Source organism: Pseudochrobactrum mosebachae, assembly GCF_048914685.1.
In the GTDB taxonomy this organism is placed as follows: domain Bacteria; phylum Pseudomonadota; class Alphaproteobacteria; order Rhizobiales; family Rhizobiaceae; genus Pseudochrobactrum.
The window spans coordinates 2441445-2453747 of sequence record NZ_CP128408.1 but is presented as its reverse complement, the minus strand read 5'-3'; the positions used below and the strand labels follow the sequence as shown (position 1 = coordinate 2453747).

Sequence of the window (12303 nt, the reverse complement as noted above, 5' to 3'; positions counted from 1 at the left end):
AAAAATATATTTCGGATGACCACCGGCATATTTTATTCTAAACAGAAAATTCGCCTTTAAGGCGCCGGAATTGACCATAGAATATCCACGAATTGCTCGTGACTTACGAATGCGGAACATCACTTATGGAATTGAAGTGGCTCGAAGATTTTCTTTGCCTGTCACAACATCTGAACTTCTCCCGTGCTGCGAATGAGCGCCACGTTACGCAGTCAGCTTTGTCACGTCGTATAAAACAGCTTGAAACCTGGGTCGGAGTTCCGCTGGTCGACCGCTCCACTTACCCTATTCGCTTAACCCTTGCCGGACAAAGCTTCCTGTCACGCGCCCATGACGCCGTGGGGCTGCTCACCCATGCCCGCGATGAACTGAGCGCGCGCTACAAGCCGATGATTGAGGTCTTGTCCTTCGCCACGCTCAACACACTGTCACTCACATTTTTTCCGGCACTGCTGGCAAAGCTTGAAAGCAATGGTGACAGTTTCAGAACACGATTTTCTGATCCGCACTCATCATTTCTCGGTAATATGTCGACATTACTGAACGGCAATTGTGATTTTCTGCTGACCTATGCACATCCGTCTGTAGCGCAAATCGACGATCTGGCTAAATTTCCCTATCTGGCACTGGGCCATGAAAAGGTGATTCCGGTTTCTGCTGCCAATTCCAGCGGCCAGCCGATGCATGTGCTGGATAATAGCAATTTACCAACCGAATATCTGCGCTATCGCGGCAATACATTTTTCTCGCAGGTACTCGACCCGATGACCGAACAGACAAAGCTGCATCTCAATGTGGTCTATGAAAACAGTATGGCAATCGCGCTCAAAGCCATGGCAGTTTCTGGTCAGGGGGTAGCGTGGGTGCCGGAAGGGCTGATGCCTGATGAGTGGAAACGCGGTATTTTAGTGCGCGCAGGCGCTGAAAAATACGATCTGGATGTGGAAATCCGCATTTATCGCAGTCAGCGCTTTCGCACCGATTATGCAGAGCGGTTCTGGCGGCGGGTTACTGCACTCGCCACCAGTCATATCAAGCTCCAGTAAGATTGTTTTTAAACCACTCAGCTAAAAAGCTGTTTCAAGATCTTCAGGTCTTGAAGCTGATCCAGTCCTTGCAAATCATCATAAATTTTACCGGCATTGCTAAGCTCACCACAGCAATCCATAAATTTATGGCTGCGATCCGCTTCTGAAAACGGCTCCTGCAAGGCACCCACCGCATAAGTGCGGGCTGTTTGTAAAACGCGGCCATCCAGTAATGTCACGCTCACTCGATGGGCCAGCTTGTCATGGGAAATCCGCTCTTCATCCAGACTATAGCTCAGCATTTCAATCTGTTGCATCAGCGGATCATCAGCAAAATCCCGCACAGCCTGAGGGGTAAAATCAGCAAGACTCAAATGCTTTTGTCGTGCAGCGCGCGCCACACAATATTGCATGGAAAACCGTGCCTGCATTTCATTTTCTGGCTGCGGATAAGCAAGATTGCGATAATTGGCAATGCCGACCAGCGCCCCGATATGATCAATATCCTGTGCTGTAAAGTCATGTTCACGCATCAGATCAAGCAAACCGTCAACAATCAGATGTGTTGAACCGCAACACGGATGGCGCTTGGGCATCACACCAGCAGTTTCAATAATATGATCTTGCGGCGCCAATATCGCATTAATATCCCAGCCCATGCGCTTATCGCCGGCAAATAATTCATGAAAACCCTGTTCGCCTTCAAGAATATCAGCGCGTGCCTGCATACCGGCTTTGGCCAGCAAAGCCGCTTCCACGGCATTGCGTGCGGCCATACCCGCATGAAACGGCTTAATCAAAGTACCGAACTGGCCTTTAGTGCCGCATGCAAAACTTACCGCAATGGTGAGTGCGCGGGCGGTTTGCTCAATGTCGAGCCCCATAATTTTAGCAGTGGCAACAGCTGTGCCAATACTGCCGATTGTCGATGTTCCATGCCAACCAGCCGTATAATGCGCCTGCCCCACACCTTGCCCCACAAAAGCCTGTGCCTGCAGCCCTGCCAGATACGCATCAATCAGTTGCGTACCGCTGACCGTATCAAAATCAACAAGTGCCAAAATCGCAGGCACCAGCACAGCTGAAGCATGGCTCATGCCGGGCAAAAAATTATCGTCATAGTCAAGTGCATGAGCCGCAGTACCCTGAACAAGCGCCGCATGCATCGGGCTGCCAGCACTATCTGCAAAGGCTTTGGCAACCGTTTGTGTACTCAGATCATCACGTCCACCGACCATACAGGCCAGCGTGTCAATAATCGCATCCCGTGCCAGCTGGCGGGCGTTTCTGCTCACAACAGGTTGCGCACAAAATTTCGCAATCGCATGCGCGACAGTCATCATTTCCCCCCGCATGGTCATTACCCCTGAAAAGCATCAAGAATAAGCTTCAGCAAGCGGCCGAATTTATGCTTGCTCAGGTTACGTCCCGGCACATCGGTATCCACGCGATGAACAATCACCATATCCAGTGCCGGCAGCGTAATACAGGAGTGCCCACCAGCACCAAAACCCGCATAGCTACCTTTAGGCGTTACCACACCGGGAAAAAACACACCGTCACGTTCCAGCCACCACATATAACCATAAGCGCCTTTAGCACCGGCATCGGAATACGGCATTACACATTCCTGCGCCCAGCCTTTTGGCAGCACGTCTTCACCATTCCAGCGGCCATTGCGCAGATAAAGCTGGCTGAAACGTGCAAGATCACGGGTTGAAAGGCGGAACGGATAGGCTGCATGACGGCTTTCAGTAAAGCGCTCGTGCCAGCCATCTGGCCGACCACCCGAATTGTCACCGCTGAGGTTAAAATCTTCAAACTGCAACGGTTTGGCAATGCGCTCTTCAAAAGCCTGATGCACAGTTTGGCCGGTCAGCTGTTCAAAAATCGTGCCAAGCGCGTTGAAATCCCAATTATTATAGCACCAGAATGTGCCAGGCGCATGCGAATGACGTTTTTCTTTGATCATGCGCATCCACGGCGTTTCATAGCCCGCAGCATGGTAAATACCGGAACGTGCCGTGAGCAGATCATAAACAGTTGCCTGCTTTTCAACCTCACTCAAGCCGTCATTATCATCAATGCCAAGCTGTTCCATAGTCAGGCTCAGATCAATCGTTCCATCAGCCACATCCTGCCCCATCAGAGCCGCAAGAATGCTTTTGCGGATCGAGTGGCAGAGATATTTATGGGTAACATCCCCGTAAGTATAGATGATTTTACCACCCTGAACGATCATCAGCGCATCGGTTTCCTGCCCGTCAGCACAAGCATTTACGGCACTTAGACCTGCCTCCGACCAGCCTGCAGCCGCAGGATTTTTAACCGTTTCCCAGCTTTCAGCCGGATTGGTCGCTATTCTGGTTCCTGAATCATAACTCATGATACTGTATCCTGATGATGTGCAACGGCCTCAACACTGGCCTGTAAAAACTCTTGCGTATAAGGTGCTTTGGCGCGTGACTGGCGCAGATCATCTGCGGTCAGTTCTTCGAGAATAATGCCTTTATGCATCACCCCTACACGCTCACAAATATGGGCAACCACTGCCAGATCATGGCTGACCATCAGATAGGTCAAACCACGATCACGGCGCAGCGTTTTGAGCAGATTTAGAATTTCAGCCTGTACCGAAACATCGAGCGCCGAGGTCGGTTCATCAAGCAGCAAGACTTCCGGCTCGATAATCAGCGCCCGTGCAATCGCAACACGCTGACGCTGACCGCCAGACAATTCATGCGGGTAGCGATACATAAAGCTTGGGCCAAGCCCCACTGCGGTCAGAACATCGCGGATGCGCTCTTCTTTACGATCCATACCATGAATAGTCAGTGATTCAGCCAGCACTTTATGCACCTGCTTACGCGGATGCAGCGAGGCGTAAGGATCCTGAAACACCATCTGCACGCGCCGGAAAAACGCTTTATCGCGCTCACCCGCCATCAACGTACCGTCAAAAGTAAAATTGCCGGTATAATGCGGAACAAGACCGGCCAGAGCCCGCAAAATTGTTGACTTACCGCAGCCCGATTCACCGATCAGCCCGTAAGCCTCGCCGCGGGCGATATGGAATTTTGCTTTTTTAACCACGGTTGCGCGTTTGCGCCCTTTGCCAAAGCTGATCGTGAGGCCGGCAACATCCACCAGAGGTTTTGTCATATCATTCATCACTTCAGCCATCATACCTGCCCTCCGCTGAGGGTTGAACCGGTGAGCCAGCTCGGATCGCGCTGCGGCACCTGCAACATATCAACCGGCTGGTCCAGACGCGGCAGACTGGCCAAAAGCGACTGCGTATAAGGATGTTTGGCCTTATGCAGCTCTTTGGCCGGCAGATCCTCCATGATCCGTCCGGCATACATCACCAGCACCCGATCGCAGAAATCCGCCACAAGATTAAGATCATGGCTGATAAACATCAGCCCGGTGCCGGAGCGGCTGACCAGTTCATCAAGCACTGTCAGCACCTGCCGGCGTACCGTCACATCAAGAGCCGAGGTCGGCTCGTCGGCAATAATCATGTCGGGCTCGGGGATCAGCATCATCGCAATCATAACGCGCTGCCCCATACCGCCGGAAATTTCATGCGGGAACAAACGCATCACCCGTTCAGGATCACGTATATGCACCGCTTCCAGCATGGTCAGAGTTTTCTGGCGCGCTTCCTGCTTGTTCACCCGGTGATGCAGGCGATAAGCCTCCATAATCTGGTCACCGATGCGGATCAGTGGATTGAGCGAATATTTCGGATCCTGCAAAATCATCGAAATTTTATTGCCGCGCACTGTGCGCATTTCGCGCTCACTGGCACCCAGCAAATCAACATCGCCGAATTGCATTTTCTTGGCACGAATCTGGGCGATTTTCGGGGTTAGTTTGAGGATCGAGCGCCCTGTCATCGACTTACCGGAACCGCTTTCACCTACAATGCCTACTTTTTCCCGTCCGATAGAAAAACTGATGCCGCGCACCACATCGATCGACCGGTCAAGACCGGGAAAGGACACCCACAGATCTTCAACTTCGAGAAGAGGTTTGGTCATGATGTTTATCCGTTCACTTTAGCCGTTACGGGGATCAAGAATATCGCGCAAACCATCACCAAACAGGTTGAAGGCAAGGCTGGCGAGCAGAATGGCGCAACCGGGCATCGCAGCCAGCCACCATGAGGTCATCATGAATTCACGGCCACTGGAGAGCATCGCACCCCATTCCGGGCTCGGCGGCTGGGCACCAAGACCAAGAAAGCCAAGACCGGCAGCTGTGAGAATGATGGAAGACATGTTGAGCGTGATACGGATCACCACAGACGGAATGCACATCGGCACCACATGGCGGGTAATCACCCGCATAGTGGACGCGCCCTGCAATTTGATTGCGGCCACATAATCAGAAGAGCGGATAGTGAGCGTTTCAGCCCGTGCAAGGCGTGCAATTGGCGGCCATGCGGCAAGAGAAATCGCAATCACCGCATTTTCAATGCCGGGCCCGAGCGCAGCTGCAAAAGACAGCGCCAGAACAAGACTTGGAAATGCGAGGAAAATATCGACGATACGCATCAAAGCGGTATCAACCCAGCCGCCCATATAACCGGCAGTGGTTCCCACAATCAGGCCGATTGGTGCGGCAATAATTGCGGTCAGCGTCACAATATACAGCGTGATCCGCGAACCATAGACAAGACGGCTGAAAATATCGCGGCCAAGCTCATCCGTTCCGAAGAAATGCTGCCATGACGGCGCCTGCAACCGGTTGCCAAGATCCGTGGCACCAATGCTGTGCGTGGCGATTAAAGGTGCAAAAATTGCAATACCGATCAGCATCAGGATCACGCAGAGCCCAAAAACCGCAGAAGTGTTTGTCAGCAGTTTCAGCCATGAACGGCGCAATTGCTGCACATTGGCCTGAAAAGCTGAAGATGGCACCGGTGCGCGCAACCATGCGCGGAAGGAAGTGTCGGTAGCCACAGATTTAGAGGTATTTGTCATCATTTTACCTATCATCGTGTGCGCGGATCAAAGACGCGGTAAAGCAGGTCACTGATCAGATTGATAACCACGAATAAAATACCCACAATCAGCGTACAGCCGACCACAGCATTCATATCGCCTGCCATCAAAGCATTGGTGAGATAACGGCCAAAACCCGGCCACGCGAACACAGTCTCTGTCAGCACTGCGCCTTCCAGCAAAAAGGCGTAAGACAGCGCCACAACAGTGACAACCTGCACGGCAACATTGCGGAACGCATGCCCCCACACGGTGCGTGACCATGACAAACCTTTAACGCGGGCAGTGATGATATATTCCTGATTAAGCTGCTCGATCATAAAGCCGCGGGTCATACGGCTGATATAAGCCATCGAGCCGAAAGCAAGGATAAGTGCGGGCATAATAATATGGCTGAATGCATTGCCGAATGCGTCCCACTGCCCCTGCATCGCACTGTCGATCAACAGAAATCCGGTTTGCGGTTCGATTGAGAACTCGTAGATAAAATCAATACGGCCAGGGCCGCCAATCCAGCCAAGACCGGCATAGAACACCAGCAACGCCATCAGACCCAACCAGAAATTGGGCGTGGAATAGCCAAGCAGGCTGAGCATGCGTACCAGATGATCCAGCGGCGAATTGCGATACATCGCAGAAAACACACCAAGCGGAATACCAAAACCGGTGCCGATCAGAATGGCAACTGTTGCCAGTTCAATGGTCGCAGGAAAAACACGGCCAATATCTTCAAGCACAGGTCTGCCTGAGGTCAGCGCATTACCAAAATCAAACATCACGGCATTTTTAATATAAAGCCCGTATTGCACGATCAATGGCTGATCAAGACCCAGCTTACGATACATCGTATCATAGGCTTCCTGCGAGATATTATCTCCCAGCATTGCAATAACCGGATCGAGCGGCAAAAGACGGCTGATAAAAAAGGTCAGCGTAACCAGTCCCAGCAGCGTAATCGCAACTGAAACGATCAGGCGGGCGGCGGCGGCGAGAAAGAGAAGCACGGGATGAGGATCATGATAGACCTCATTGTCAAGCTCCGTATCTTCAATAATTTCGGGCGTCGTCATGGGCGAATTCCTGTGGAAATTTAGGCAAATTCAGGAAAAGGAGAGTGTGCGGCACACTGTTAAACTGCCGCAAACCCTGACAAGAACAATGAAATGCTGTGAATATGTCGCGACTGATATAAACGGCTCAGCTGAAGCATTCAGATCGCCCTGCCGCAACAAAACCGCTGCGGCAGGGCTGTTGTCAGTCTGTTATTTTGCTGCGGTGTCGTAATAAACGCGGAAACCGTTCCAGCTCCAGTTTTTCATCGCTTTGCTCACGCCGGCAACATTATAGAGCTGGAACATGTAGGCTTGCGGGCCCTTTTCCATCATCTCTTTTTGCAGATCAAAATACATCTGGTTGCGTTTGGCGTCGTCTTTTTCAAACAGGGCATCGTCAACTTTTTTGTTCACGGCCTCGTCGAAATAGCTCGCACGCCAGCTCGGATACATGGTCTGCTTGGCTTCCATGCGATTATCCGGATTGTAAATCTGGCGCGAGGCATTGCCATGTGCATCCGGCACCATTGTCTGCCAGCCCATCAGCGATGTCTGGAACTCACGGCCACGAATACGGCTGAACAATTGCGCATTGGCCATGCGTTCAATTTTGATCTTCACGCCGGCCTTGGCCGCAGCATCCTGAATGCTCTGGGCAATCGGGGCTGCATAAGGTGCGGTACCGATAAACATCGTGCTTTCAAAACCGTCCGGATAACCGGCTTCTTTTAAAAGCTCTTTGGCTTTTTCAACATCAAGCTTAAATGGCTGACCTTGTTTTTCATCCAGTGCACCAATAGCACCAAGCTGGACAAAACTTGCGCGCGGCTCACCGACAATTTTCATAACGGTCTTGGCAAGGCCATCATAATCAATGAGATAGCGCATAGCATGACGCACTTTGTCATTGGAGAAAATCGGATCGGCATTGTTGAAGTTCCAATAGAACAAAGACGGTTTCAAAACGCGTGATGCGGTTGCTTTACCCTGCGCTTCAAGATCAGTCAGATCTTCCGGTGTCAGATCGCGGGCAATATCAATATCGCCTTTTTCTAAAAGCAAACGTTGTGTACCAGCTTCTGAGACGTGGCGGATCAAAACCTGTTTGAGTTTTGGTGCTTCACCCCAATAATTATCGCTGGCCTGCAACAGCACAACCTCGGCAGGGTTCCAGCGCGCCAGCTTATAAGGGCCGACACAATCCGAACGCGTTGCCAGATATTTATTGCCCAGATCATTATCAACCTGGTTGGCCATCAACACCTTCTGGTTAAGCAGGCCAGAAACACGGTTGGCAGCAATGGCTGAAAGGATGAGATTGGCCGGATAAGGCTTGTCGAGTTTGAAAATCAACGTTGTATCATCCGGTGCAACGATAGTGCTGTCGACATTGTCTTTTACAAAACCATATTCAGTCAGCGTCGCGGCATTACCAAAACCAAGCTTAACCACCCGCTGTAATGACCAAGCCAAATCACCAGCAGTGGCTTTTTCACCGGAATCGAATTTCAGATCATCGCGCAAATGGAAAGTGATCTGCAGACCATCTTCCGAGACATCCCAGCTTTTAGCCATTTTCGGCAGGATTTTGGTCTCGTCAGCCGGATCAAAATCAACCAACGGATCGCAAATATTCTGCACAATCTCATTGGTGGCAGCTTCACCGATCTGCGCCGGATCGAAGGTGCTGATTGCGTCAATATTCCATGCCATTACCAGCGCATTCGGCGGCGATGCGGCCTCGGCCTGTGTAGTCACGCCTGCAAATCCGGCAAGTCCGGCCACACCTGCAACCAGTGCTAAAGCACTGCTGCGGCGCAGGCTCTTCATGCTGTTTAACTTTGTCATATTCATCCCCTTTTTATATTTTTGATTGCTCACAGACATCAGGCGGCACGACAAAAATATTATTTTGCCGTGCCGGTTGTGATCTTACTCAGCCGGACGCGGCTGCAGCGGTGGGTTAACTTCCGGCGGGATCGGGCAGGTATAAGGTGTTTTGGCAAGCCGGCTCTGATGGTCGGCAATCGCACTCGCCAACAAAGCTTCATCCTGCAAAACATCAATCCCGGTGCCGGCCATAACTTTGGCAGCATAGACCATGCCTTTATGAGCAGCCGGCATTTTGCCCTGCGCCGTAATCTGCCATGAGTGGCCGGGCGAACCGATGGCATGGGTGGCAACCCGTGCCTGCACTGTCGGCACTGCCCAGCTGACATCACCAAGATCGGTAGAACCAATCATCGGCACGCCTTTTTGCTCACGCGGTAATACGTAATCGCACAGTGGTGCATTCTCTGCCAAAACCTGGCCAACACGCAAATAATCGGTCTCAATATCTGCATCTGACAGCGTGGCCTGAATTTTAGCGGCAAATGCACGGTCTGCATCATCGAATGGCACACCGCCAAGGCGCTCCATATTCGTCTGCATAGCCACTTCCAGCGGGGTATTGCCAAGCAGGTTGGACACCGCGCTCATGATCGAAATATCAACCGTGGTCTCGGTCATCATTGCAGCACCCTGCGCCACTTTTTTAACCCGCTCATTGAGTGAGAACATGCCAGGCAAATCGGTTGCACGGATCGCATAGCGCACTTTAGCTTTGGCCTGAACCACATTGGGTGCAATGCCACCGGCATTGAGATAAGCGTAATGCAAGCGGCAATCCGCAGGGATATGCTCGCGCAAATAATTGCAGCCAACACTCATCAGCTCAATCGCATCAAGCGCGGAACGGCCAAGATGCGGCGCCGCAGCCGCATGAGACGCACGACCGGTAAATTCGAAATCCATCCGTGTATTGGCAAGCGATTGAGCGTCATCAACTTGCGTAAACGATGCCGGATGCCATGAAATAGCAATATCCACATCATCAAACGCGCCAGCACGCACCATAAATGCCTTGGCAGCGCCGCCCTCTTCTGCCGGACAACCATAATAGCGTATGCGGCCTTTTTTGCCGGTTTTTTCCAACCAGTCTTTTACCGCGGTTGCAGCGAGAAGCGCTGCCGAACCCAGCATATTATGGCCGCAACCATGGCCATGACCAGTGCCCGGCAAGGGTTTTGGCTCGGCAAGACCGGCCTCCTGTGAAAGCCCCGGCAAAGCATCATATTCACCAAGAATAGCAATAACCGGCCCGCCTTCTCCTGCCTCGCCAATCACCGCGGTCGGAATACCAGCCACATTTTCAGTGATTTTAAAGCCCTGCTCGCGCAGCATCTGCGTATGTTCGGCACAGGATTTATATTCCGTATAGGCAATCTCCGGCATACCCCAAACGCGATCGCTCAATGCTTCGAACGCAGTTTTTTTAGCGTCAACCAAATCCCAGATTATTTCGCCGTTCTTCACAAGCGCTACTCCCAATCTTAAACTTACAAATTTTCATCAATGAAGCGCGCCAGCGCTCCAAATACCGTTTGGCGGTTTTCAGCACGGGCAAAACCATGCCCCTCATGGGCAATACGCAGAATTTCCACAGGTTTACCAAGGCCCCGCAGGCACGAATACACCATCTCGCTTTCGCAAGGCGTCACGCGCGGATCCTCCAGCCCGTGCACCACCATCAATGGTGCATTGATAGCGCTGATCTGGTTGATCGGCGAAAAGCGCTCAAGCTCGGCACGCATGGTTTCAACATCGCCATATTCCACCGCGCGCAATTGCTTGCGCCAGGGGCCTGTGGTTTGCAGCAATGTGAGAAAATTGGCGATACCGTAAAACTCGACGCCCATGCGCCACAATTCCGGATATTCCGTCATTGCTGACAGCACCATGAAACCGCCATAGGAACGCCCGAAAACACCGATGCGGCTGTCATCCACATCATCACGCGCACCAACCGCAAGTCGCACCGCTTTGAGATCGGCCACGCTGTCCATACGCAATTCACGGTCATCAAGATGTTGATAGGCACGGCCATAGCCGGTGCTGCCACGAATATTGGGCGCAATCACCATAATGCCGCGCGCCAGCATATATTGCACATCAGCACGAAAATCCGGCTGCCACTGTGCTTCGGGGCCGCCATGAACAATGATCAGCACCGGAAAGCCTTCTGCAGGCGCTACAGTTTGCGGCTGATATACAAAATAAGGAATTTCCAGACCGTCAAAACTTGCCACGCTGGTAACGCTTGGCTCGATAAATGCAGGCAATGGGGTTTTTGTCTTCGGCGCAGTGCTCAAGGGCGTGAAATCGCCGGTTTGCACATCCACACACCAGATATCACCAGAAATTGCAGCCCCTTCAAACGGCACGATCAGCGCTGCCCCATCAGGTGTCCATGCAACCGAAGCGATCACACCCGGCACCGGCGTTGCAATCGATTTCAGCACATTGCCCTTTCGGTCAATGAGCGCCAAATCATTCCAGCCCTGACGGTTCACCACCAGCGCTATGCTTTGCTGGTCAGGCGCAATCGCCAGCGCTTCAATATCCTGACCTTCAAATTCAGCCAAAAGATCTAAACCACAGCTATCGGGTGTCTTCACCATCACCGACAAATATTCACGCTCCTGATCACAAATCAGTAGCAAGCCGGAGCCGTCTTTGAAAAAGCGCGGCGCCTGATAACGCGCACGTCCCTGATGCGGCAGAATTTTTTCATAGGCACCAGTTGCAAGATCAAGTCTGCACAGGTCCTGATCTGTCATTGCTCTTTCGCAATCATAAACCAGCAAGGCCTGCCCATCGGGATAAAAAGCAGCCGGCGTGCGCCAGCCTGTACCCTGATACACGCATTTTACATCGCCGCCTGCCACCGTCATGACATGCAAATCCATATCAGAACGATCACGATAGTTGGCTGAATAAGCAATCTTCGTACCATCCGGCGACCAGCAACCCCAGCCATGCACAACACTGGTATCTTTGGTCAGCAAACGCGGCTCACCTTCGGCATTTTCAATCAGCCATAATTGATGACGCTCATCACCGCCCCAATCGGTGGTAATCAAAAGATCACGGCTCTTAGGATTAAACGACAAGCTACCGACCGGCTCCGGCAGATTGGTCAGCTGTTTTGCTTCTCCGCCATTAAGCGGGCGCAACCACACCTGCATGGTGCCGCTTGCATCACTTAAAAATGCCAGCAATTCGCCATCGGGCGAAACTGCAGGCTTAACCGCTTTGCAAATATCCATATAAGACGACATCATCACGGATGGTGCGGAGTTCAAAATGTCAAACATAAAGCTGCCCGTT

The 12303-nt window shown here is 51.9% G+C and carries 10 protein-coding genes; 1 reads left to right on the top strand and 9 read right to left on the bottom strand.

Annotated features, from left to right (window positions below):
• Positions 1 to 125 precede the first annotated feature (125 nt).
• Positions 126 to 1046, top strand: a complete 921-nt coding sequence (locus MP213Fo_RS11220; protein ID WP_421089090.1) for a LysR family transcriptional regulator — start codon at positions 126 to 128, stop codon at positions 1044 to 1046.
• A gap of 17 nt (positions 1047 to 1063) precedes the next feature.
• Here MP213Fo_RS11220 and MP213Fo_RS11215 read toward each other — a convergent pair whose 3' ends face one another.
• From MP213Fo_RS11215 to MP213Fo_RS11175, 9 genes are all read right to left on the bottom strand, one after another.
• Positions 1064 to 2383 (bottom strand): MmgE/PrpD family protein, encoded by a 1320-nt coding sequence (locus tag MP213Fo_RS11215; protein ID WP_421089089.1) that lies wholly within the window; start codon positions 2381 to 2383, stop codon positions 1064 to 1066.
• Between the two features lie 5 nt (positions 2384 to 2388).
• The gene (locus tag MP213Fo_RS11210) at positions 2389 to 3414 is read right to left on the bottom strand and encodes a serine hydrolase domain-containing protein (protein WP_421089088.1); all 1026 of its coding nucleotides are present in this window, start codon (positions 3412 to 3414) and stop codon (positions 2389 to 2391) included.
• A complete protein-coding gene (locus MP213Fo_RS11205; RefSeq protein WP_421089087.1) occupies positions 3411 to 4214 on the bottom strand; it encodes an ABC transporter ATP-binding protein in 804 nt (267 codons plus the stop codon). The genes MP213Fo_RS11210 and MP213Fo_RS11205 overlap by 4 nt, the downstream gene beginning before the upstream one ends.
• The gene (locus tag MP213Fo_RS11200; RefSeq protein WP_421089086.1) at positions 4211 to 5074 is read right to left on the bottom strand and encodes an ABC transporter ATP-binding protein; all 864 of its coding nucleotides are present in this window, start codon (positions 5072 to 5074) and stop codon (positions 4211 to 4213) included. The genes MP213Fo_RS11205 and MP213Fo_RS11200 overlap by 4 nt, the downstream gene beginning before the upstream one ends.
• A gap of 18 nt (positions 5075 to 5092) precedes the next feature.
• Positions 5093 to 6022 carry a nickel transporter permease gene (gene nikC / locus MP213Fo_RS11195; protein ID WP_421089085.1) on the bottom strand — a complete coding sequence of 310 codons (930 nt, stop codon included), beginning with the start codon at positions 6020 to 6022 and terminating at the stop codon, positions 5093 to 5095.
• 8 nt (positions 6023 to 6030) lie between these two features.
• Positions 6031 to 7110, bottom strand: a complete 1080-nt coding sequence (locus tag MP213Fo_RS11190) for an ABC transporter permease (RefSeq protein ID WP_421089084.1) — start codon at positions 7108 to 7110, stop codon at positions 6031 to 6033.
• Between the two features lie 192 nt (positions 7111 to 7302).
• On the bottom strand, positions 7303 to 8946 hold the full coding sequence (locus MP213Fo_RS11185) for an ABC transporter substrate-binding protein (protein ID WP_421089083.1): 1644 nt from the start codon (positions 8944 to 8946) through the stop codon (positions 7303 to 7305).
• Between the two features lie 78 nt (positions 8947 to 9024).
• Complete coding sequence (locus tag MP213Fo_RS11180) at positions 9025 to 10449, bottom strand: M20 family metallopeptidase (protein WP_421089082.1); 1425 nt, start codon at positions 10447 to 10449, stop codon at positions 9025 to 9027.
• Positions 10450 to 10472: 23 nt separating this feature from the next.
• Positions 10473 to 12290: a prolyl oligopeptidase family serine peptidase gene (locus MP213Fo_RS11175; RefSeq protein ID WP_421089081.1), complete on the bottom strand. Its 1818-nt coding sequence runs from the start codon at positions 12288 to 12290 to the stop codon at positions 10473 to 10475.
• Positions 12291 to 12303: the final 13 nt, after the last annotated feature.